The organism is Halomonas sp. A40-4 (assembly GCF_015767635.1).
Lineage (GTDB): Bacteria > Pseudomonadota > Gammaproteobacteria > Pseudomonadales > Halomonadaceae > Vreelandella > Vreelandella janggokensis.
The window spans coordinates 2,577,551-2,599,623 of sequence record NZ_CP065230.1 but is presented as its reverse complement, the minus strand read 5'-3'; the positions used below and the strand labels follow the sequence as shown (position 1 = coordinate 2,599,623).

20 protein-coding genes and 1 pseudogene are annotated in these 22,073 nt (G+C 53.4%); 11 read left to right on the top strand and 10 right to left on the bottom strand.

All coding sequences use genetic code 11. From position 1 onward, the window contains the following. Positions 1-214 precede the first annotated feature (214 nt). From IT895_RS12140 to IT895_RS12130, 3 genes are all read right to left on the bottom strand, one after another. The gene (locus IT895_RS12140; RefSeq protein ID WP_199283588.1) at positions 215-2,689 is read right to left on the bottom strand and encodes a heavy metal translocating P-type ATPase; all 2,475 of its coding nucleotides are present in this window, start codon (positions 2,687-2,689) and stop codon (positions 215-217) included. Between the two features lie 80 nt (positions 2,690-2,769). After that, a complete protein-coding gene (locus tag IT895_RS12135) occupies positions 2,770-3,177 on the bottom strand; it encodes a heavy metal-responsive transcriptional regulator (RefSeq protein WP_085917816.1) in 408 nt (135 codons plus the stop codon). Positions 3,178-3,263: 86 nt separating this feature from the next. Then, a complete protein-coding gene (locus IT895_RS12130) occupies positions 3,264-3,893 on the bottom strand; it encodes a peroxiredoxin (RefSeq protein WP_085917817.1) in 630 nt (209 codons plus the stop codon). 247 nt (positions 3,894-4,140) lie between these two features. On the opposite strand from IT895_RS12130, the gene IT895_RS12125 reads away from it, so the two are divergent. Next, positions 4,141-4,863, top strand: a complete 723-nt coding sequence (locus tag IT895_RS12125) for a cytochrome c biogenesis CcdA family protein (protein WP_092825647.1) — start codon at positions 4,141-4,143, stop codon at positions 4,861-4,863. A gap of 338 nt (positions 4,864-5,201) precedes the next feature. On the opposite strand, the gene IT895_RS12120 is transcribed toward IT895_RS12125, so the two are convergent. Beyond that, positions 5,202-6,122, bottom strand: coding sequence for a bile acid:sodium symporter family protein (locus IT895_RS12120; protein WP_199283587.1), 921 nt, complete (start codon positions 6,120-6,122; stop codon positions 5,202-5,204). A gap of 203 nt (positions 6,123-6,325) precedes the next feature. Between IT895_RS12120 and IT895_RS12115 the strand changes: the two genes are divergently transcribed. The 4 genes from IT895_RS12115 to IT895_RS12100 all read left to right on the top strand — a co-directional run bounded on the left by IT895_RS12115 (position 6,326) and on the right by IT895_RS12100 (position 9,911). Continuing rightward, positions 6,326-7,240 carry a cation diffusion facilitator family transporter gene (locus tag IT895_RS12115; protein ID WP_199283586.1) on the top strand — a complete coding sequence of 305 codons (915 nt, stop codon included), beginning with the start codon at positions 6,326-6,328 and terminating at the stop codon, positions 7,238-7,240. Between the two features lie 111 nt (positions 7,241-7,351). Beyond that, positions 7,352-8,029 carry a DsbA family protein gene (locus IT895_RS12110; RefSeq protein ID WP_199283585.1) on the top strand — a complete coding sequence of 226 codons (678 nt, stop codon included), beginning with the start codon at positions 7,352-7,354 and terminating at the stop codon, positions 8,027-8,029. Next, positions 8,029-9,018 (top strand): M23 family metallopeptidase, encoded by a 990-nt coding sequence (locus IT895_RS12105; RefSeq protein WP_233337426.1) that lies wholly within the window; start codon positions 8,029-8,031, stop codon positions 9,016-9,018. The genes IT895_RS12110 and IT895_RS12105 overlap by 1 nt, the downstream gene beginning before the upstream one ends. A 110-nt stretch (positions 9,019-9,128) precedes the next feature. Continuing rightward, complete coding sequence (locus tag IT895_RS12100; RefSeq protein ID WP_092825637.1) at positions 9,129-9,911, top strand: ZIP family metal transporter; 783 nt, start codon at positions 9,129-9,131, stop codon at positions 9,909-9,911. A gap of 29 nt (positions 9,912-9,940) precedes the next feature. Here the strand turns inward: IT895_RS12100 and IT895_RS12095 are convergent, their stop codons facing one another. Further along, positions 9,941-10,399 carry a MerR family transcriptional regulator gene (locus IT895_RS12095; RefSeq protein WP_092825635.1) on the bottom strand — a complete coding sequence of 153 codons (459 nt, stop codon included), beginning with the start codon at positions 10,397-10,399 and terminating at the stop codon, positions 9,941-9,943. A gap of 86 nt (positions 10,400-10,485) precedes the next feature. Here IT895_RS12095 and IT895_RS12090 point away from each other — a divergent pair, with 86 nt between their 5' ends. The 6 genes and pseudogenes from IT895_RS12090 (at position 10,486) to IT895_RS12060 (ending at position 17,740) form a co-directional block, all read left to right on the top strand. After that, on the top strand, positions 10,486-12,672 hold the full coding sequence (locus tag IT895_RS12090) for a heavy metal translocating P-type ATPase (RefSeq protein WP_092825633.1): 2,187 nt from the start codon (positions 10,486-10,488) through the stop codon (positions 12,670-12,672). Beyond that, positions 12,669-13,172 carry a signal peptidase II gene (gene lspA / locus IT895_RS12085; RefSeq protein ID WP_085920375.1) on the top strand — a complete coding sequence of 168 codons (504 nt, stop codon included), beginning with the start codon at positions 12,669-12,671 and terminating at the stop codon, positions 13,170-13,172. The genes IT895_RS12090 and lspA overlap by 4 nt, the downstream gene beginning before the upstream one ends. A 4-nt stretch (positions 13,173-13,176) precedes the next feature. Next, entirely contained in the window at positions 13,177-14,727 is a 1,551-nt protein-coding gene (lnt, locus tag IT895_RS12080) for an apolipoprotein N-acyltransferase (protein ID WP_199283583.1), read from the top strand. Between the two features lie 34 nt (positions 14,728-14,761). Then, positions 14,762-15,805, top strand: coding sequence for a L,D-transpeptidase family protein (locus IT895_RS12075; RefSeq protein WP_199285479.1), 1,044 nt, complete (start codon positions 14,762-14,764; stop codon positions 15,803-15,805). 406 nt (positions 15,806-16,211) lie between these two features. Continuing rightward, a pseudogene (locus IT895_RS19615) lies at positions 16,212-17,191 on the top strand (IS30 family transposase). A 114-nt stretch (positions 17,192-17,305) separates the two neighbouring features. Further along, on the top strand, positions 17,306-17,740 hold the full coding sequence (locus IT895_RS12060; RefSeq protein ID WP_233337237.1) for a hypothetical protein: 435 nt from the start codon (positions 17,306-17,308) through the stop codon (positions 17,738-17,740). 67 nt (positions 17,741-17,807) lie between these two features. Here IT895_RS12060 and IT895_RS12055 read toward each other — a convergent pair whose 3' ends face one another. From IT895_RS12055 to IT895_RS12035, 5 genes are all read right to left on the bottom strand, one after another. Continuing rightward, positions 17,808-18,266 carry an ATPase gene (locus tag IT895_RS12055; RefSeq protein ID WP_199283581.1) on the bottom strand — a complete coding sequence of 153 codons (459 nt, stop codon included), beginning with the start codon at positions 18,264-18,266 and terminating at the stop codon, positions 17,808-17,810. 25 nt (positions 18,267-18,291) lie between these two features. After that, on the bottom strand, positions 18,292-19,629 hold the full coding sequence (locus tag IT895_RS12050; protein ID WP_199283580.1) for an APC family permease: 1,338 nt from the start codon (positions 19,627-19,629) through the stop codon (positions 18,292-18,294). Between the two features lie 164 nt (positions 19,630-19,793). Beyond that, positions 19,794-20,510 (bottom strand): glutaredoxin family protein, encoded by a 717-nt coding sequence (locus IT895_RS12045; protein ID WP_267905855.1) that lies wholly within the window; start codon positions 20,508-20,510, stop codon positions 19,794-19,796. A gap of 235 nt (positions 20,511-20,745) precedes the next feature. Beyond that, positions 20,746-21,162, bottom strand: a complete 417-nt coding sequence (locus tag IT895_RS12040; protein WP_199283578.1) for a hypothetical protein — start codon at positions 21,160-21,162, stop codon at positions 20,746-20,748. 131 nt (positions 21,163-21,293) lie between these two features. Beyond that, complete coding sequence (locus tag IT895_RS12035) at positions 21,294-22,064, bottom strand: copper resistance protein B (protein WP_199283577.1); 771 nt, start codon at positions 22,062-22,064, stop codon at positions 21,294-21,296. Positions 22,065-22,073: the final 9 nt, after the last annotated feature.

The window sequence follows — 22,073 nt, the reverse complement described above, 5'->3', positions numbered from 1 at the left end:
TTATTAGTTTCTGATCTACCCAAGGGGGACGATTGTATTCGGTTGCCAGCTTCATCACTTCTTATTAAAAAAACAGATACTTGATAAGCGCAGCAACACCAAGCCCCAGCGCAATAATCAACAAGATCGCTATTAGGCCCATTCCCGCCATACCCCACATGCAGCTTTCACTTCCCATCATTTTGAATTCCTCGTTAACATAACGGTGTTTGGTTTAGGCGCGATGAACAGCATCGTTTGGACGTGGTATGGCATTGCCGGTATCCGACGTGAAACGGCGTAGCCGCAACGAGTTAGTCAGCACAAAAACACTGGAAACGCTCATGGCCGCCGCCGCCAGCATGGGGCTGAGCAATATGCCGATGAACGGATAGAGCAGGCCCGCAGCCACGGGGATTAGCGCTACGTTGTAGCCATAGGCCCAAACGAAATTGCCGATAATGGTCCGGTGGGTACGCTTGGAGAGTGCCGTGGCATTGACGATGCCTCGCAAATCGCCACTCATCAGCACCACATCGCCGGACTCGATGGCGATATCGGTACCAGTGCCGATCGCAATGCCTACGTCGGCCTGCGCTAACGCGGGGGCATCATTGATTCCATCTCCCACAAAAGCGACACGCTTGCCCTCCGCCTGGAGACGCCGGATCTCTGCCGCTTTCTGGTCGGGCAGCACCTCGGCGAGAACCTGCTGGATGCCAACCTGCCGTGCGATAGCATCGGCAGTGGCACGGTTATCGCCGGTGAGCATGGCCACGTCCAGCCCTTGGGCTTTGAGTGCTGCGATAGCCTCGGCAGAGCCTTCTTTAAGGGGATCCGCCACTGCGATGACTGCAGCAAGCTGACCGTCTACCGCGGCATAGAGTGGGCTCTTGGCGTTCTCGGCCAACACCTTGGCGCGTGTTTCTGCTTGGCCGAGGTTGATTTCCAGCCGACGCATGTAACGATCAGCTCCTACTTGCACCAAGTGGCCCTCGACCTCGGCTTCAATGCCGTAGCCAGGCTCGGCACTAAAGCGACTGACCGGGGGTAATTCCAGCCCACGGGCCTTGGCGCCCTGTACAATAGCCTCGGCGATGGGGTGCTCGCTTTGAGCTTCCACCGCCGCGACCAGTCGCAGTACGCCTTTTTCATGACCGTTAATAGCTTCGAAGTCGGTCAGTTCGGGGCGCCCTTGGGTCAAAGTGCCGGTCTTGTCCAGTACCACCGTATTCATCTTGGCCAGCGTCTCAAGCGCCGCCCCTTTACGAAATAGCACTCCCATCTCGGCCCCTTTCCCGGTACTGACCATGATGGCCGTTGGGGTGGCCAGGCCCATCGCACAGGGGCAGGCAATTAGCAGTACGCTAACGGTAGTGACGAAGGCAAAGGACAAGGACGGCGCCGGTCCGAAAGCGAACCAGAGTACAAAGGTAATCGCGGCGATAACGATGACCACAGGAACAAACACACCAGCAACCTTGTCGGCTAATTGCTGGATGGGGGGCTTCTCCGCTTGGGCCGTTTCCACCATCTTGACGATCTGCGACAAAACGGTGTCGGCACCAACTCGCGTGGCCCGAAAGGTAAGTGCACCGTTCTTGTTGATAGTGCCACCGACGACTTCGGAATCCTGCTGTTTGACGACCGGCACTGGCTCACCGCTGATCATCGACTCATCAATATAGGAGTGACCCTCCTCAACGATGCCATCGACTGGAACACGCTCCCCTGGGCGAACCAAAATACGATCGCCCGTGACGACGGCGTCGATAGGCAGCTCGACGGTTTCATCCTCGCGGATGACGCGGGCAGTTTTCGCCTGTAATTGCAGAAGCTTCTTGATCGCCTCGGAAGTACGACCTTTGGCAATGTGTTCAAAATAGCGACCGAGCAGAATTAGCGTCACGATGACCGCTGCCGCTTCGAAATAGCTCACGGCGGTTCCGACGGGGAAGAGCGCGGGCATCAGCAGGGCGGCGACCGAATAGAAGTAGGCAGCGCTCGAGCCGATCATAACGAGGCTGTTCATGCCTGGATTAAAATGCCGGAGTTCGGCGAAGCCAGTACGATAGAAGCGTGCCCCGGCATAGAACTGCACCGGTGTGGTCAACAACCACTCAACGCCCATCCAGCCGCGATGCGGCATTAGACTTGTTAAAAGCGTGTCAAAAGCGGGAATCACTTTCCCCATGGCGATGATGACCACCGGAATCGTGAATATTGCCGCGAGCACGACTCGGCGGCGAAGCTCAGCTCTCTCCCGGTCCTCGCTGTCCGTCGGTGGCGGCGTATCGGTATCCTGTGGTTCATAGCCTGCCTCGCGGATGGCATGCTGAATACGCGGTAGCGAAAAGACTCCCGGCAGGAAACGAACGAAGGCTTTCTGGGTGGCGAGGTTAACACTCACCTCCACTATGCCGGGCAACTTCGTTAGCGTTCGCTCTATCCGAGAGACACAAGATCCGCAACTCATGCCGGTGACGGGTATGTCGAGGCTTTCTACCACCGGTTGATAGCCCGCCGTTTCAATGGCATTGAGTAGGTTAGTGGTTGCGGTACCTGCTTCGACCTGGATAGCCGCCTTCTGTGTGGCGAGGTTTACTTGAGCGTTGATCACGCCTGGCTGCTGGCTGAGTGCACGCTCCACACGCCCAACACAGGAAGCACAGGACATACCACGAATCTCGATGTCGACGTGTTGCGTCATAATGACGATCTCCCTGTTAATTTATCGACGACCCGATAGGCAAACTTGATTCCCGTATTCGCTGTCGAGAAAATGCCCAATCATTCAGTCTGCTCAGCGATAGCTTCAACAATCGGGCAGCCTTCCTGCATAGGCCCTTCGCCTGCACACTCACTCAATGTTTTCGATAATACGGCTTCAATCCGCGTGAGGTGTTTGATCTGCTCGCGAACCTTGTGCAGCTTCTCGCCGGCGATGCGTTTAGCTTGTGCCCGGTCGCCATTAGCATCCTGAAGCATTAACAGCTCCCGAATCTCTTGTAGCGTGAAGCCCCACTGCTTGGCATGAACGATAAACTGCAACCGATCCACGGCTTCTAATGGGTAACGCCGATAGTTGGCACCGGTCCTCCTCGGAGGAGGCATAAGTTTCTCTTTTTCGTAGAATCGAATCGCCTGGCTAGCGACTCCACTTCGTTCGGCAAGCTCGCCGATACTTAGTGTTTGCATGACGTTACCTCACGACATTGCTAGTCTGAACGTCCAATAACCTGACTCAGTTGAGATGCCTCATACACTGGCCGAGACTCCTATTGCTACGGTTGGCGCACGACCCTAAGGTAGGGCGTCTTAGCGTTCCAACCTTCGGGAAAGTGTTGCTTGGCGTCATCATTTGATAGCGATGGCGAGATGATGACATCGTCACCGTTATGCCAGTCAACGGGCGTGGCCACTTTGTGTTTGTCGGTTAACTGCAGCGAATCAAGAACCCGCAGTATCTCGTCGACATTACGTCCAGTGCTGGGCGGATACGTCAAAGTGAGACGAATTTTCTTGTCAGAATCGATGATGAAGACCGTACGCACCGTCAGTTTAGGGTCGGCTTTCGGGTGAATCATTCCATACAGCTTCGCCACCACCTGATCTTCGTCAGCCAGCAAGGGGTAGTTCAGAGCTGCGCCCTGAGTCTGTTCAATATCCCTCGCCCAGTCGTGGTGAGAGCTAAGTGGATCCACCGAAACCCCAACCAGTTTGGCTCCCCGTTGGGTGAATTCGAGCTTTCGCTTGGCAAACGCGCCCAGTTCAGTGGTGCATACTGGCGTAAAATCAGCGGGGTGCGAGAACAGCACCGCCCAGCTGTCGTCAAGCCATTGGTGAAAGTTGACCGTACCTTGTGTAGATTCGATCGTGAAGTTCGGTGCTGTCTCGCCCAGTTGTAGCGCCATGGAAATGTCCTCATGTCATTCATTGAGTAGCCACCATAACTTTGAAGTCAACTTTAAGGTCAAGCGTGATGTGTAATATTTGCAGTTCGGTAGGAGACAAATAATTTGCCAATAAAGGTTGACCTTAAAGCAACTGTAAGCCGTAAAATTCTTACGGCGCTTAAATGGACATGAGATGAGGTAGTACCATGGGATTGGTATCAATACCCTTGTTGGCTGTCTCCATAACTTAAGTTGCGATAACACATTGGAATCTCTCTCTTCCATCGGCTTGGTCGGCGCCTTTATCGGCGGATTGGTCTCCTTCTTTTCGCCTTGCACGCTGCCCCTGTTACCGGCCTACCTGTCGGTGGTCACAGGCGGTAGTGCCGGTAAAGCCGACAGGCGTTTAGAGGCATTGACCCTCAGTGCCTTCTTCGTCTTCGGCTTCAGCATCGTGTTCATCCTACTCGGGCTCGGCGCCAGTAGTATCGGGCAACTGATGCGAGGGTATCGCCAAGAATTCAACTGGGTTGCCGGCTCGGCGGTGATCGTGCTGGGCCTCTTCATGACCGGGGTGTTTCGGTTGCCGCTTTTCCAGCGTACCCTTCAGTTCACTCCCAGTGTCCAGGGTGGCTCCCCTTTGTCGGCGACGGTATTCGGGGTATCTTTCGCCATCGGTTGGACACCGTGTATCGGTCCTATACTGGGCGCTATTCTGATGGCCACGTCTAACGCTGCTAGTGCCCAGTCTGGAATGATTTATCTCAGTGCCTACTCGGCGGGCCTAGCGCTGCCTTTTCTTGCCAGCACTTTACTGATTAACCGATTCGCTCTGCATCGGAAAAGCCTAGGAAGGTGGAGCACCTATGCTCGCCCCGCCGCGGGCACGGTTGTGATTCTGATGGGTATCGCCATTGTCTCAGGTAGCATGACGCGGCTTTCCAGTATCATGGTCGACCTTTTTCCTTCCCTGGCGACACTGGGGTAGCCTAGCCATTCGATAAAGTTCTGAGAAGTGTTGACCTACTCAAACAGTTGAAAACTGTGAACATAGTAAGAGCTTATGAGCCAAGCTCGAGAAGCTGGCTAGCACCCTCCGCTCTACATTTTGCCCAAGTAATTGCGTCTAGAACTGTCATGCAGCGGCCTGGCAAGAGATAGTCCACAACCGATTTTGCCTCTGGTCTCACCGAAAGCAGTCCGACGAACTCGTCGATAATCTTGGCTTCACGAATTTTATGTACATCCCGAGACGGAACTCTGATCATTAAGCAGAAGCCTATCAATAGTCTCCTTTTCAGACGGAGAGCCGATACTGCCATCCCTTTAGTGTTGGGCGAGAATCTTCGCGGCGATGGGTGAAGTGATCATTTGAATCACTGCAAAAAAAGCGGCTGGAATCGCTATTTCTGATGGCAAACCGGAAGCAGCGACAAACGCTGCGGCGATGCTGAATTCCTTTTTACTGACCGTGAAAAGATAGGTAATCACCTGTTTGCGATCGGAGGTGAGTAACCGTGAGGACATACCTACCAGGTACCCAATCAAATTGAGGCACAGGGCCGCCCCCGCAATCACAAACGCATACCAGCCATAGCCAATGATCGTGGCGGCATTCGGCCCGACCACGGCGAGTAGGATCAGCAGATACAAAATTGACCCTATCCCCGCATACGCTGAATCATGCCGTGCAAAGAAAGCCGAGAACTTTGTCCGCAAGCTGACCCCAATCACGGTAGGAACAAGCACGATTAGTGTTAATTCAAGAATAATTGAGCCAAGCGGCACATCTAACTGGAGGCCGGTGAGCCATAAAAACAGGAAGGGCACAATAAACGGACAAAACGCAGTGTTGACTGCGTTGAAAACAGCGGCAAGCGCCACATTGCCTTTCGCCATCAGTACCAAAAGAGGAGAGGACACATCCGTCGGCAGAGTGCCGAGCAAAGTTTGGCCAACAGCCAGCGGGCCGCTTCCAAAAAATAGACGGCCCGTTAGCCACCCGGCAATCGACATTGGCCCATAGACCAGCCCCAATGCCAACAGCTCCCGTGACGGCTTACGGAACACGATGCGCACTGCATGCGCATCGAATGTGAGGCTGATGATCAACATCAGTAATGCCAGTAATGGCCCAATCGCGAACTCAAGCATTATTCCGGTGGCCGGAAAAAGTAAGCCTACCCCCGCAACGACGATTACAAACCAGACAAGGTGCGCCTCGACAAAATAAATGAATCTACTCATGGAGGTTGGACGTTACCGGATGAAGTGGATTGAGCTCCGTACCTAAAACATGATCACTTCTGCCCAGCACGCCATGACTTGCTTGGGAGCTAGGGACGTGCTTCCCAATCCAGGGGTGCAAATAAACAATGCTCAAGGGTTGAAGCTTTAGTTGCTAGAGGTTTTATAGTGCCAAGAAGCAATAATTCGAGAGAGGGTAACAGATGGGACATCATCATGATCATCCCCACATTGATCCTGCCTCTGGCGACCGGCGCGTCAGCATCTCCATTTGGGCCAATGGGCTCTTAACCATCGCTCAAATCGTCGGTGGTATTATGGCGGGAAGCCTATCGCTGATCGCTGATGCGTTACATAACTTTTCTGACATGGCTGCGTTAGTCATTGCCTTTGCCGCTCGTAAAATCGCCAGGCGGCCCGCCGATGCGCACATGACTTTTGGCTATGGCCGGATCGAGATAGTGGCAGCACTCATCAACTACACAACCCTCATTATTGTCGGCGTCTACCTGATTTACGAAGGCGCTATGCGGATGATCGATCCTCCTGAGATAGAGGGATGGACGATCGTGATTATTGGTGGCGTCGCGCTTGTCGTCGATGCCCTAACCGCCATGCTCACGTGGTCAATGCAAAAAGGGAGTGTCAATATCCGCGCCCTTTTTCTGCATAACTTATCGGATGCGTTTGCTTCCATCGCCGTGATTATCGGTGGTTCGCTTATTTTACTGTACGACATGCGCTGGGTAGACCCCGCGATCACGATAGGGATTGCGCTATATATTCTTTACCTTGCCTTCTCTGAAATTGGTGGCCCTATCCGTACGCTTATGCTGGGATCTCCCCCGGATATTGACGGGCAGGTAGTCGTTGAGACCGTACGAGATATCGAGGGGGTCCAGGATATTCACCATATGCATCTATGGCAGATGCAGGAAAACATGGCAGCCCTTGATTGCCACGTAGTTCTGACAGAAAACGGCTGGCAGCAGCTTGAATCCGTCAAAGCAGAGATCAAGGAGCAGATTAAAACGCGCTTCAATATTGCTCATTCCAGCCTAGAGTTTGAGCATAGTGACCACGCGCATCAAAATGCCAATCTATATGGTCATGGGTGACAGACCGAGGTCGACTCACGGCTCAGGTAGCTAGCGAGCAGCTTAGTCCGTGCGATTGTCTTATTTTGCAACCCGACTTTTCTACCCCATCGTTGAGACAGAGAGAGAAACATGTTCAAAAAAGCGTCTTTTATATTGGCCGGTACGTTAATGCTGACCGCTGCGATCGTCGCCGTATCGAAACCTGCCCTCTTTGACATGCAAGCTCAGGCAGCAAAAGAGAGTGGTGCCCAGGCCGAGGACTCCTTGGTGCGTTCACACTCCCCCATCTTGGGACGAGAAGACGCGCCGGTGACGATTGTGGAATTCTTCGATCCGGCTTGCGAAGCCTGCCGTGCTTTCTACCCCCTGACAAAAAGTATTCTGGAAACCTACCCAGAAAAAGTACGGCTTATCGTGCGTTACACTCCTTTCCACGGCGACGTATCAAACAAGGCCATTCGAGTATTAGAAGTCGCTCGTCGTCAGGGCGTCTTTGAACCGGTACTGGAGAGGCTGCTGGCTCGCCAGGAGGAATGGGCCTCGCATGGCAGTTTTGATGAATCCGCTATCCTCGATATCGCGAGCCAAGGGGGCCTTGATCGTGCCGCTGCCGAAGAGCAACTTACTTCTGCTGAGGTGCAGGCGGTGATAGACCAAGACATGGCGGATGTCAGAGCCAATCAGATTCGCCAAACACCCACTTTTTTTGTCAATGGTGAGCCATTAGACCCCTTTGGTATGCAAAAGCTGATTGATGCCGTTGAGAGTGAAGTAGCGGAGATCTCTGATGACGAGGAAGGTCAGTGATGCAGCGCTGGTGGTTATTAGGCTTAGTGGGTTTTTACCCCCTGCTAGCCCAAGCCAATTGGCAAACGCATCTTTCGTTGCCGCCGTCTGAACCAACCCCCGCCAGGTTACAGGCGGCTAGCGAGCAAGAAGGCACCTCGCCGCTCGCAAGCGTTGATACCCTGACCTTTGGGCGTGATGTCATCATTGATACCACCCTCTACGAGGCCTTGGCAGCAAAAGGTGTCCCTACGCGTTTCGCCACTAAATTGGAAACACTGCTCAGCGAATTTATCGAATCTCCGCTGGCGTTTTCAGGCAGTGAACGTATCCAGTTAGTGTGGGAAGAAGATCGACGCCAAGACGGCACTCGAGTTGGGCCACCACGCCTCAGTTATGCCGCTCTGCCTGATCAGGCAGAGCCCCTAGAGGTTATATGGCCGGTCACTCCAAAGGGTGACGTTGCTCTTTTCAAAAGCAATACCCTTCTAGGCACGTTGCGGTTGCCCGTGCTTAGTGCTCGCTTAACGTCTCGCTTTGGGAATCGGCGACATCCTGTGTATGGAGGAGTTCGTCCTCATAATGGGATTGACTTAGCTGCACCGACGGGAACACCGGTAATCGCCACCGCACCTGGGCGCGTATCCTTTATGGGTCGCCAAGGGGGATATGGGCAGGTGATCGAGGTGGAGCACGACACAGGAGCAATGAGTCGCTACACACACCTTAGCCGATTTTCCCCACAGTTAGTGGTTGGGGATTTAGTCAACGCGGGGGAGTCGCTCGGAGAGGTAGGTTCGTCCGGGGTCGCCACGGGCCCCAACCTGCATTACGAAGTGAGAGTCAATAACCAGCCTGTTGACCCCCTTGATCAAGGTCAGCGCATCATGTTGGGCGAACAGCCGACTCAGAGTGAATATCAAGCGTCACTTTACGAGGCAAGAGATCGCTTGGAACATGCTATCGGCACGGCGTCCATTTATGACTTGATCTCGTTTAACGAGCCATAACGACCCATGCTTAACAGCTTTGCATAGATCGTTAGCAACGTGAACGTGTGCTTGCCTCTTTATGGAACCCGAGCCATTTGATCACTCAGCTATCACTACATAGGTAATATATGGAAGAGGTTTCTCTCGTCACCATGGGGGTATTGGCAAGCCTTGCGGCGGGCTTGATGACGGCTATCGGTGCGCTTCCCGTCTTGTTTACCAAAACTCCGAATCGTGGTGTTCGCGATTTAGCGTTGGGGTTCGCCGCTGGCGTCATGCTAGCGGCCTCATTCTTCTCGCTGATCATACCCTCCTTAGAAGCCTCGGAGCTGCGTTATGGAGGTAGCGTTGTGCCTGCTGCCATTGCCTGCGCAGCCATCTTGCTAGGGATTGGAACGGTAGCACTACTGAACGAGCTCTTACCTCATGAGCACTTCGAGCAGGGACGAGAAGGGCCGGAGGCTGCCTCATTACGTCGTATCTGGTTATTTATTATTGCCATTACGATACACAACCTGCCAGAAGGGCTGGCCGTTGGCGTGGCCTTCGGCGCAGGGGGAAGCGAAGGAGGCATGCCGCTGGCGATTGGCATTGGACTTCAGAATGCCCCAGAAGGACTGGCCGTAGCAGTATCACTGCTAAGCGTCGGTTATTCACGTTGGCGGTCATGGACGATTGCCGCCCTCACGGGGCTTGTTGAACCGCTGGGTGGCTTATTAGGCGCTGGGGTCGTCAGCATGTCACAAGCGCTACTTCCCTGGGGATTGGCCTTTGCGGCGGGAGCGATGTTGTATGTGATCAGTCATGAGATTATTCCCGAAACTCATCGGAGCGGGCACCAAAAAAAGGCCACGCTGGGCCTTTCCATCGGATTGGTACTCATGCTGTTTTTGGATGTCTCGCTGGGCTAACCCATTGGGAGGGGAGAGTCACGTTGATTCTAACCCAAGTCGTGAGCCCCTCCATGCGAGTTTTCAGTGACACAGAGCTGATGATCACTGATGACCTCAATAATTCGGCAGCTTTCCACTTTGCCACCGGCACACTGCGTGACCATCCGTTGAAGCTCCTCACGCAGTGCGGACAGACGTCGAAGGCGGGACTCCACTTTCTTTAGGTGATGCGTGGCGATGGCATCGACTTCTTGGCAAGACATATCAGGTTGATCTGACATGGCCAAAAGCTCTCGCACTGACTCCACCGAAAAGCCAAAGTCTCGGGCATGGCGAATGAAGGTCAAACGCCGTACTGCGTCTTCTCCATAGCGGCGTTGCCCCCCGCCGGTTCGTGTCGCATCGCGCAGCAGCCCAATACGCTCGTAATAACGAACCGTTTCAGGTTTGCAATCGGCTCGTCGTGCTAACTCACCAATGCTGATACTTTGCCCCATCATTGACATGGTAAAACTCCTTATGCAGGGCTTGAAGCTGTAGTTGCTACAAGGTTTACAATTCAAAACCATAGCCCATTGGGAGGAGAGGCACCATGAAAACATCAACGCCGACAACAGCGCCTACCACCTTGACGCTGCGTGTTGAAGGCATGGACTGCGGCGGTTGTGAGCGCAAGGTTGTGTCGGCGCTAGAGCGGCTGGAAGGCATTGAGGAAGTAACGGCAAGCTCGGTCACGGGATCGGTGAAGATTCACCACCACGATCACGGGGCCCCCTCGCGAAAAACCATTGATGGCATCCTGAACGAACTAGGCTATCAAGTGGCTTCCCATGATGGCCAAACACGCGCATCTGGTGCTTCACCCTCTTGGTGGCAAACCGCTAAAGGGCGCTTGGTCATTATCACAGGCAATCTGCTGATAGTGGCCTTCGCGCTTCGTTTGGCATGGCCTGCGCTGGGTAATATGCCTTTCATTTTGGCCACGCTGGTCGGCTTAATGCCCATTGCGCAGAGTGCCTGGGGCGCTCTCAAGATGCGCAATCCCTTTACCATCGAGATGCTGATGTGCATCGCTGCGCTTGGCGCATTGGCCATCGATGCTGCCGCTGAAGCTGCGATGGTCGTGTTCTTGTTCGCCGTAGGTGAGCTACTCGAAGGGGTAGCTGCTTCACGGGCGCGCCGCAGTATCTCAGCCTTGGCAAATTTAACACCCTCAACGGCGAGGCTGATGGACAATGGCCATCTGCGTGACGTCTCGGCGGAGTCACTTAAACCCGGTCAGCGTGTGCTGGTGCGGCCCGGTGATCGCGTTCCTTGCGATGGACGCATCCTGGTGGGCACGTCCGACCTTGACGAGTCGCCGGTAAACGGCGAGTCCATCCCCCGTTCGCGAGCGCCTGGTGATGACATTTTTGCTGGCACAGTGAATCTTGATGCCGCCCTGGAAGTGGAGGTAACACGAGGCGCTGATGACAATACGATCGCACGCGTTATTCGCCTAGTTGAAGAAGCACAGGCCGCCAAGGCACCGATAGCACGCTTCATTGATCGTTTTGCGTATTACTATATGCCCGCCGTCGTCTTACTCGCCCTACTGATGGCGATAGTGCCACCGCTGGTATCGACCATGGCATGGTCGGAGTCGATTTACCGTGCGTTAGCATTGCTGTTAATCGCATGCCCCTGCGCGTTGGTCATTTCTACCCCAGCCGCCATCGCCGCAGGTCTCTCGGCGGGCGCTCGGCGCGGCCTACTGATCAAAGGGGGAGCCGTTCTTGAACAGTTAGGTAAGCTTCGTTTGGTGGCATTAGACAAGACGGGCACCCTGACTGCGGGTACCCCAAGAGTCACGGATGTGGAATCTTGGATCACCGAGGGAAACGATGACGATGTATTACGGCTTGCCGCCGCGATAGAGCGAGATTCCAGTCACCCTATCGCCACGGCTATCGTTGAGCATGCCCGACAGTCGGGCCTAAACCTCCCCACCGCCACCGGCAGCCGCGCTCTGGCGGGGCGCGGTATCTCAGGCCAGGTGGAGGGTCGCGAGCTGAGCTTAATAACGCCTCGTCACCTTCACGAGCAGGTCATCCTTGATGAAAGTCTCAGTGCTCGGATTGTCGCGTTAGAAGAAGCCGGCAAGAGCCTCGCTCTCCTCGTCGAAGGCGAGCGTTTGTTGGGCTTGATCGCTGTTCGCGATGAGCCACGCGAAGATGCCCTTGAAGGCCTAGCGGCGCTATCGCGTTTAGGCGTACAGGCGGTCATGCTCAGCGGTGATAATGCCCGCACCGTCGCTGCCACTGGGGGTCGCTTAGGCATTGAAGCGTACGGCGAACTGATGCCTGAAGACAAGGCAGCCTATGTTCGAGACTGGCAAGCGGCAGGCCGTGGCCCCATCGGTAAAGTAGGCGATGGCATCAACGATGCACCGGCGCTCGCGGCAGCCGATGTCGGTATCGCCATGGGGGGCGGCACGGATGTGGCGTTGGAAACCGCCGATGCAGCCTTGCTCAAGAACCGCGTTACCGGCATCGCTGAGCTGATAGACCTCTCTCGTGCCACGCTGCGCAATGTGAAAACCAACGTTGTTCTCGCCCTTGGCTTAAAAGCCATTTTCCTAGTCACGACGGCTCTGGGTATTACCGGTATGTGGATTGCGGTGATGGCCGATACCGGTGCTACCGTTCTGGTGACGTTGAACGCCATGCGACTGCTGGGTTACCGCTTTTCGCCCAATACCGCGTTGACAGGCCTGTCTCAAGGAAAAACAACGTCATGAGAACAGCGCCAAACGATAGTCCTTCACGTCGTTGGCCATGGTTCACACTCGCTTGCGTGATGGCTCTAGCCGATCAACTTGTCAAAGAAATCGTGCATGCCCAGATGTCGTTTGGCCAAGTCATCCCGCTAACGCCGTTTTTTAACTGGGTATACACCGGTAATACAGGAGCCGCTTTTAGCTTTCTCGCGGAGGCAGGTGGTTGGCAGCGCTACCTCTTTCTTGGTTTAGCGTTGGTGGTCATCGTCGTATTGCTCGTGCAGCTATGCAAACCCCTGCCGCGCTTGGAGGCCTGTGCGTACAGTTTGATTCTTGGCGGCGCACTCGGTAATACCGTTGATCGCTTAGCGCGTGGGTACGTCGTCGACTATCTGGACGTTTACTGGGGCGAATGGCATTGGCCCGCCTTTAACATGGCCGATATCGCGTTATTGATAGGTGTAATGATATACGCAGTGGCGTTATGGCGTGAGCGTCCTGCTTTTAAGCGCACTGAGTAACGATATGGATTCGCTCGATCAAGAAAAAAAATATACGCTTTTTGCTGGGCGACTTTCACCAATAGTCGATTGCGTTGTAGCGCTCGCCGCTGGGGTATTGACCACCTTGAGTGCCGCCCCCTTTTCCCTATGGTGGCTTGGCCCAGTGGCCGTGGCACTGGTCTATTGGAAGATACAGTCGCTAACGCCCGCCATGGCCACCCTACGTGGGTGGTGCTATGGGGTAGGCCTGTTCGGTTCTGGCACATCGTGGGTCTTCGTTGCTATTCACGATTTCGGTGGCACCGGGGCCGTGGTGGCGATGCTCCTCACCACTCTCTTTATCAGCGCCCTGGCGCTCTTTTTTGCAATCCCCTTTGGGCTCTATCGATGCATCACGGGGCCACGGTTAGCCTTTCTTAGCTTTGCCGGTATGTGGGTGGTGAGCGAATGGCTACGCACCTGGTTGTTCACCGGCTTCCCCTGGTTATTGTTAGGCACCTCTCAGATAGATTCTCCATTAGCCCCATGGGCGCCCGTTGGTGGTGTGTACTTGCTGTCACTCATTACCGCGCTGACAGGCACGTTAGGGGTAGAGGTACTGCGTCGCCGCTGGGTTTTTCTCGTCCCAATGGCTGGCCTGTGGATCGTTCCATTCCTATTGCCCGCCCAATGGACAACCCCGGCTGGCAAGCCCATCCAGGTGGCATTGCTGCAAGGGAATCTTGATCAGCGCATTAAGTGGACTGCACAAGGGCAGCGCGAGGCGATCAGTATCTACACGGCGATGACACGGGAGCAAGCAAAGGATATCGATCTCATCGTTTGGCCCGAGGCAGCCCTTCCCATGCTTGAGCAGGAAGCACAGCGAATACTTGAGCAAGTAGCGTCAGACCTGGGGCCTGACACCGCCTTGTTAACTGGCATTTTGCAACGCGATGGTGAAGGGCGCTCTTATAACAGCGTCATAGGGCTAAATGATGTGCAAGGCGAATACCAGAAAGCGCACTTAGTACCCTTTGGCGAGTATTTGCCATTCCAAAGCCTCCTCGCTGACACCCTTGCTTTTTTCGACTTGCCAGCACCCCGCCTGACCCCTGGGTCAGACGTACAGGCTCCGTTACACGTGGCTGGAACTACCATTGGCACTGCCATCTGTTACGAGATCATTTTTGCCGACCATGTCGCCCAACAGGCGCGTAATGCCGAGCTGCTATTGACGGTTTCCAACGATACGTGGTTCGGGCGTTCCATTGGCCCACAGCAACATCTTCAAATGGCACGTCTACGTGCCTTGGAAAATGGCCGTCACCTACTTCGTGCCACCAGTAATGGCGTGACGGCCATCATCGATGCCCAAGGTCACGTCACTGCCCGCGCCCCACAGTTTGAACAGACCGGTTTAACTGGCGAGGTGACCCCTATGCAAGGTCTAACCCCTTTCAGTCGCACCGGTAGCGGGCTCGCTTGGATACTCGCTGCCTTGCTGACGCTGCTCGGATTACCACTTAACTTATCTCGATCAAAAAACGACGCATTCGATGAAAAGGAACCTAGAGATGTTCTCGGTAAATAACTCAGCAATACTTAAGAGACTCCTCCCATGGCCAATGCAGATGGGCTTTATCATGAGTGTGATGGTTTCATCTCTGGCATGGCTCCCTGTCGCCATGGCGGCACAACCTTCCACTACCCAGGAGACGGAATGGCCCAAGGGGCATTACCCGTTACCTGAGGAAGGCAATATTATCGGCGAGGCTGACACCTTCATCGTGAAGGATTACGAGGATACTCTGATTGATATTGCCAGACGTCAAAACCTTGGCTATTTGGAGATGACCCGTGCAAATCCAGAGGTCAGCATCTGGGTGCCAGGGGTGGGCACGGAAGTAACTATTCCAGGACGTTTCATTCTGCCGAATGTCGAGCGTACTGGGGTCGTCATCAATATCGCCGAGCTGCGGCTTTACTACTACCCAGATGTCAAAAACGGTGAGACACCGCGCGTTGAGACCTATCCTATTGGCATTGGTCGCGAAGGGTTTGATACCCCTCTCGGTGTGACCGAGACCACAATGAATATTAAAAATCCTGCCTGGTACCCGCCTGAGTCGGTAAAACGCGAAGCGGAAGCACGCGGCGAAACCGCGCCAAGCGTTGTGCCGCCCGGCCCCGATAATCCGTTAGGAGACCATGCCATCATCCTAGGCTTCGATGGCTATTTGATTCATGGTACCAATCAGCCAGACGGGATTGGCATGCGCGCAAGCCGAGGCTGTATTCGCATGTTACCCAAAGACATCGAATCTATATTTGACCGCATTCCTCCCGGCACCCAAGTCAACATCATCAATCAGCCTATTAAAATCGGTTGGAAGGACGGGCAGCCGCTGGTTCAAGCGTTTCCACCACTAGGGGAAGAAGAGCACAGCATGACCGCACTGTCGGACACCGTGACACGCCTCAACCAATACAATGTCGATAATATAACCGTCGATTATGAGCAGCTCAGCACCGTGCTGGCATCGTCCAGCGGGCTTATAACGCCTCTCAACCCGGAGCAAGAGCAAGAACCACAGAGTAACGGCATAGAAGAGGGGAGTATCGAAGACATTTATAAAGAGTTGGTTTTGCCCTCATCTCAGCGGTCGTGACATTCACACAAGAGGCCCATTGAGCGCTGATATGTAGGTTGAGAAAAGCAGTCCCCTGTCAATGAGATGGGGAGACTCATTTCAACTTGTGCTTTTCATAAGGTGCATTTTTTAGATTAGGCGTTCCGTTTCACTCAGCTATGATGCCGTCCTTCTAAACCTTAAATTGACACGATGATTGGGCATGTCTCATCCAAAAATCAGCTGGTCACTATCCAGGGAGGCCCATACGTTCAAGCGCCCTAACCCTAATAAGGAAAACCTCCCTTGCGAAGCTTCTTTGATGAAAGCCTTCAGCCTGGATTCATAGAATAACTGCAGCACTTTGGACCACGAGGTAGAGGCGGGAGGGTCAGCGCCGGTACCCTTCTCGGCTCACCGACCAAAGTGAAGCAGAGCATGGGATATAACCCAGACCCAACGATACCAAATATATGCCCGTCATGACCTGGGCATGAGCCGACGTCAGATCGCCAGAGAGCTTGGTATCCACAACAGTACGATCAGCCGTGAACTGCGCCGCAACGCTACCACCACCAGCGGCTACGATCCAGAGCAGGCGAGTCCGCAGTGATCATCGGCGACGCACCGCCTGGAAGTGGACGAAGCGCTTACCCAGCATGATCGCCGCCGTCGCCGACCGGCTGCGGGAGGAATGGAGCCCGGAGCAGATCAGCGGTTTCATGGTGCCCTTGTATGGCGTAGGCGTCAGTCACCAGTGGATCTACGCCTTGATCTGGGATGATAAGGCTCGTGGTGGCGATCTCTGGCAGCATCTCCGCCAGCCCAAGCGACGCAGCAAGCACCGTGCCCAGGCAAAGAGCGCAGGGCTCGGCAAGATTCCCAACCGTATGGGTATCGAGCATCGTCCCGCTGAGGTCGATGACAGGCGCTTTATTGGGCACTGGGAGGGGGACACCGTGGTCCAGGGGCACAAACAATCTGGCCTGGTGACGCTGGTCGATCGACGTAGCGGCTATCTGCTGGCAGCACGATTGCCCAAGCTCTCAGCGGAGCTGACGCAAAAAGCCATGATCCGGCTGCTTAAGCCTCGCCGGGGTGCTGTCCAGCACCATCACCATGGACAACGGCTCGGAGTTCGCTGATCACGATACCGTAGCCCAGGCGGTAACGGCAGCGATTTACTTCTGCGCCCCCCCACTGTTCCGGTCAGCGTGGGACCAATGAAAACACCAATGGCCTGATACGGCAGTACTTCCCCAAGGGAACGGACTTTCAACAGGTCACCGATGTCGAGTTACGCAGGGTGGTCAAGAACCTGAATGATCGCCCCCGAAAACGACTAGGATATCGGACACCGGCACAGGTGTTCCTGGGGAGTACTCAGGAGCCTTGGATACCGCAGGTGCTGCTCTTATTGCTTGAATTCAGGACCAAGCCAACGCCAACTCGGCGCAAGACCCCGAGCAAACCAACCAGTCCGCTGAAATACGCATTGTCGAAGAGGTAAATGAAAGCCCTGAACCGGCTGAGGAACAGGTGGCATCGGCACCTTCCGCTGATGAGACGTCGCACGAGGCTCAGCTCGAAGCGAGTGATGATGTGGCCAATGTCACATCTGATACGACACTCACCGAAGGCGAGATATCGTCTGAGCCAGCGTGGCGTGAAGAAGTAAGCTTCTCGCTTGCTCCCGGAGAGGGCACCGAGTACAAGTTGACGATGGATGAAGGATCTATTGCGACCTTTGCTTGGTCATCTGAAGGCGGGCCAGTCAATTTTGACACCCACGGTGATGGCGGTGGTAATTCCATCAGCTACGAAAAAGGACGTGGCGTTCCTGAGGATGAGGGGGAATTGGAAGCTGCCTTTACGGGGAACCATGGCTGGTTCTTCCGTAACCGAAATGAACAGGAGGTAACCGTTAAGCTGCGTATTAAAGGTGATTATGGCGAGCTTAAACGTATGATGTAAGCCGTTAATAACCAATGCCCCACTGTGCAGCTAGGCAGTGGGGCATTTTTTTAGATGTACTATTCTATTAGATATCGTGCATTCTTTCAGTTTGCCGAGATAGACGCATAGCCTCGTGCTCCTCTAAATCGAGAAGTGTTTCCAGCAGTTCCTTGGCTTCTCGGATTTCGGCTCTGCCGATCAGGCTGCGATATAAACTGATGGCTTGATCATGGAAATCCAGTACTTCTTTGCAGATAGCATCAGCTCCTAGCGTGGAGTAGGGCGCATCGCAGGTTCGGTGGCTGCGAATAGGCTGATGAGAGAGGTAATCGTAGACATAGGTATTAAGCACGTTAACGCTTGCGGTACCTTCAAAGCCAGCAATTACTCGCTGCATTTCTGCCTCATGAAGAGACAGATAGTTAAGCAGCATCTGCGCGCGTTCTTCTTCGTGCTGATTCGCGCAGTGGGCCAAACACTCGGCAAGATGGGCATGTAATTGATGTGTCCAATCGATTAGATCACCAAACGTTTTAATCTCCATTCATTTGCTCCTTGTGCCGTTGTGATTAGTGAATGTGCGTGTGGTGGCTATCGGTTGAGCTGTTGCTGTTAGCAAGAAATAGCCACTCGCCGATTAGCAGCGCGGCCATCACTGTAACGGCAACGATAAGTACCAGTGGGTCGGCAATAGCTTTTACCCAAACAAAACCACCCAGTACAAGGACATCTAACAGGATGGCAATGGTCGGAATAATCGCGTTAGCGCCCACGCTTTTCCTGAGATGGCGCAAAACTCCCCAATGGATGGCGATATCCATGATCAGGTAAAAAATAATGCCGAGCGCCGCGATTCGGCTAAGGTCAAAGAAGGCGGTCAGCACCAAGCCGAGCACGATCGTGTAGACCAGCGTATGTTTTTGCAGGCTACCGGGCATGTGGAAATGGCGATGCGGTACCAGTTTCATTTCTGTGAGCATGGCGAGCATACGAGAAACGGCAAAGACGCTGGCAATAATCCCACCCGCAGTGGCCAGCATGGCGAGGATGACGGTAAAGCCAACCGCGGCTTCACCCAGCGCGGGTCGGGCGGCAGCCGCCAGGGAGTAATCTTGAGTTTCGATAATCTCGGATAGCGATAGGTTACTGGCAACGGCAAAGCCTACAAGCGCATATATCACCACGCACAGCGCGATGGAGATCATGATGGCCTTGCCCAGGTTGCGCTTTGGATTTTTCAGCTCCGAACCGCTATTGGTAATGGTCGTGAAACCTTTGAAAGCCAAAATACCCAACGCCGTCGCGCCCAAGAAACCTGAGAGAGTGGGGGGGGGCGCATCCCCACCAGTCCCCATGTCGATAGAATCGGCAATAAAAACACCGACAACACCAAACACGATGATGCCACCAATTTTTATGAAACCCAGCACTGAGGCGACTGTCTCGATCAACTTATTGGCAGATAAATTGATCAAAAAAGCCGCTAGCAATAAGCCCACACCGAGTAGTGGGACAAACAGAGTGCGGTCGCCTAGGTCAAATAGCTCCAGAGTGTAAGAACCGAACGTTCTCGCCAAAAAGCTCTGCGCAATGACCATGGAAAAATACATCAATAGCGCATGGAAAGCGGTAGGGAGCGTTGAGCCATACGCTTTTTGCAGATACATGCCAATACCCCCGGCGGATGGGTAGGTATTGGACATTTTGACGTAAGAGTAAGCGCTAAAAGAAACAATTATTGCGGCGGCTAAAAAAGCTAGAGGAAATAGAGGGCCGGTCATTTCTGCCATCTGTCCAGTTAAGGCAAAAATACCCGCCCCGATCATGACCCCTGTGCCTAGCGCTACGGCACCGATGAAAGAGAGACTTCCTTCTTCGTACTTTGGCGTTCTATCCTGGTCAGCCATACAAACACTCCTAAGAATGAAGCCCAAAGCGTTCAGGTTCTTCGCCTTAAGCAAGCGTCGGATAAGTGCTAAGCAAGTCTGGTTGAATTAGCTGAACACAACCTGAATATAAGCCAGTCAATTATCTGACCCAGAGCATGCTTTGGCGTAATAAAGAGGCGGGCTTAACCTACCAGCATACGTAATGGCATCCACAGCCCCATGGCGATCATTACCAGATTCTCGGTTAACGATACAAAGCCCAGCGGCACATTGCTGTTACCGCCGACGCAAGCACACTTAAGCTCACGCTTGTCGATATAGGCGGCTTTAAAGACGGAGATTGCCCCCACCGTGCCAACAAATAGCGCCAGTGGCGCTGCCAGCCACACCAATGTTCCGGCCAGCATTAAAATGCCTGCAACTGTCTCGGCATAGGGGTAAAGATAGCTATAGGGGACATAGCGCTGGGCCAATAGGTCGTAATTCAAAAACATACTACTGAAACTTTCGACATCCTGTAGCTTCTGCAGGCCGAGCAGCACCATCGCCGTGGCCACGGCATACTCCGGCATGCGCGCAGTAAACAGCGTGCCCTGAGTAGCCCAGCTAATCGCCAAGCCAATCAGCAGCGCAGTAGCAAAAATAGCAATTACTGGCCTATAAGTGGTTTTTTTTGCATTAGGAACGCTCATTCCCAGATGTTTGCGTAGCTCTTCGTACCCACCTATGCGTTGATCACCGATATACACTTGGGGCGTCGTATCGACGTTTTCCTGTTCTTTGAAAGCATCGATTTCATCACGAGACGTTAAGGTATGGTCGTCAACCTTAAAGCCCTTGCGCTTGAGAAGATCAACTGTCTTCAAACCGAACGGGCACATATGCTCGGCGGTTTTCATCCGGTAAACCCGTGCAGAGGCAGTGGGTGTTGATATTGGCATTGATTTTCCTTCGCTAAGAACATGGTATTTAAAAAATCATAGAACCTTTGTGCAGCACTCAGGCAAGTATAGCTACTCCTTTATTTTGATAATTCTAGCTATGGTTAAAATTTTTTTTCAGCGAGAGAAATATATGTTAAATAAAAAGGGCCATCATAAAGAATGGCCCATATCTTAAGTTAGTGACTACATATTAATAGTCAACATGTAATTCATAGCGATTATTGTCACTTTCTTTAGTGCCTCCTAGTGCATTGCCTGTCACTTCAAGTTGATAATTGCCTGGCTGCAGTTGGCGGACCAGTTCAAAATGACCACGTGGGCTGGATGCTTCTGCTACCTGCTGTCCTGCTGCATTATAAAGCACAGCAGAGATACGGTTGCCAGCGCTGGTTGTGCCTGGGAAGTGCTCGCTTGCTACCTTCAGCGTAGTCGCTTCTTGAATGTTAATACTGAAACGTTTTGATTGGCCTTGGGCAAGCAATTGTGTAGAAGAGACGCCTCTTTCAAGTAGAGGTAGATCCTGGTTGTTTGTCCCATAGTTAGCCAATGCAGGTGTTGAAAGGATGCTGGCTACAAGCGACCCAAAGATAATTGATTTAACTTTCATGGTGATTACTCCTCTGGTTGATGACATGGTTATATTAGATGGCTTTTTTGAAATGAAGCTGAATTTAAAAATAAAAAATAAAAAAACGCCACCACTGGGTGACGTTAAAAAATATCTATGTTCAGAGTTCGCTAAAACATCAGTTTAACACCGGCAACCACCCCAGTATCTTCCGTATTGTCGCCACTGGCCCGTGAAAGGTCGGCTGTATCGCCATACTCTTTCTCCCAATAAGCACCAATGTAGGGGGCGAAACGACGAGTCACTTCATAGCCTAGTCGCAGGCCAGCGCGCACCGAGTTAAGCCCTTCACCCACGCCAAATTCTTCAACTTCGCTGGCGGCTACGGCAATTTCGGTGCGCGGCTGTAGGTAGAGTCGCTGTGTTAGGCGCAGATCGTATTCGCCTTCAAAACTGGCGGCGACATCACCATCTTCACTCACTTGCATGGCAACATCGGTTTCGATGCCATAAGGTATCACTCCCTGTAGGCCCAACACCCCATAAGTACGTTCGGCGTGATCATCGGAGAAGACACCGCCTTGGTAACCAATCCCCCCCTGTAACTCCCAAAAATCAGCCACTAAGCGACTATAGAGGAGTTCTAGGGACTCAAACTCAGCATCTTCGCCGTCACCCTGAACGTTTTCGCCTTCCGATTTAAGGTAAACGCGGTTAATGTCACCGCCATACCAGCCTTGAAAGTCCCATACCACGGCGTCTTGACCTTTGTCGGGAACGGTGTATTCAAGCCGGTCAAACAGTGCCATGCCCATATTATGTTCCTTAGTGGGCGCGGGCCAACTGTCTGGTGCCGCATAGCCGTCTTCGGCTTGGGAGCTCGTTGCGACGGTCATGCCAAGGGCGGCACTGGCGAGGGTTACGTAGCGCTTAATTTTCATACTGTCTCC

Coding starts and splice junctions, on each gene's coding strand:
- IT895_RS12140 (WP_199283588.1), bottom strand. CDS start 2,689: ATGACGCAACACGTCGACATCGAGATTCGTGGTATGTCCTGTGCTTCC.
- IT895_RS12135 (WP_085917816.1), bottom strand. CDS start 3,177: ATGCAAACACTAAGTATCGGCGAGCTTGCCGAACGAAGTGGAGTCGCT.
- IT895_RS12130 (WP_085917817.1), bottom strand. CDS start 3,893: ATGGCGCTACAACTGGGCGAGACAGCACCGAACTTCACGATCGAATCT.
- IT895_RS12120 (WP_199283587.1), bottom strand. CDS start 6,122: ATGAGTAGATTCATTTATTTTGTCGAGGCGCACCTTGTCTGGTTTGTA.
- IT895_RS12115 (WP_199283586.1), top strand. CDS start 6,326: ATGGGACATCATCATGATCATCCCCACATTGATCCTGCCTCTGGCGAC.
- IT895_RS12110 (WP_199283585.1), top strand. CDS start 7,352: ATGTTCAAAAAAGCGTCTTTTATATTGGCCGGTACGTTAATGCTGACC.
- IT895_RS12105 (WP_233337426.1), top strand. CDS start 8,029: ATGCAGCGCTGGTGGTTATTAGGCTTAGTGGGTTTTTACCCCCTGCTA.
- IT895_RS12100 (WP_092825637.1), top strand. CDS start 9,129: ATGGAAGAGGTTTCTCTCGTCACCATGGGGGTATTGGCAAGCCTTGCG.
- IT895_RS12095 (WP_092825635.1), bottom strand. CDS start 10,399: ATGTCAATGATGGGGCAAAGTATCAGCATTGGTGAGTTAGCACGACGA.
- IT895_RS12090 (WP_092825633.1), top strand. CDS start 10,486: ATGAAAACATCAACGCCGACAACAGCGCCTACCACCTTGACGCTGCGT.
- lspA (WP_085920375.1), top strand. CDS start 12,669: ATGAGAACAGCGCCAAACGATAGTCCTTCACGTCGTTGGCCATGGTTC.
- lnt (WP_199283583.1), top strand. CDS start 13,177: ATGGATTCGCTCGATCAAGAAAAAAAATATACGCTTTTTGCTGGGCGA.
- IT895_RS12075 (WP_199285479.1), top strand. CDS start 14,762: ATGCAGATGGGCTTTATCATGAGTGTGATGGTTTCATCTCTGGCATGG.
- IT895_RS12055 (WP_199283581.1), bottom strand. CDS start 18,266: ATGGAGATTAAAACGTTTGGTGATCTAATCGATTGGACACATCAATTA.
- IT895_RS12050 (WP_199283580.1), bottom strand. CDS start 19,629: ATGGCTGACCAGGATAGAACGCCAAAGTACGAAGAAGGAAGTCTCTCT.
- IT895_RS12045 (WP_267905855.1), bottom strand. CDS start 20,510: ATGAAAACCGCCGAGCATATGTGCCCGTTCGGTTTGAAGACAGTTGAT.
- IT895_RS12040 (WP_199283578.1), bottom strand. CDS start 21,162: ATGAAAGTTAAATCAATTATCTTTGGGTCGCTTGTAGCCAGCATCCTT.
- IT895_RS12035 (WP_199283577.1), bottom strand. CDS start 22,064: ATGAAAATTAAGCGCTACGTAACCCTCGCCAGTGCCGCCCTTGGCATG.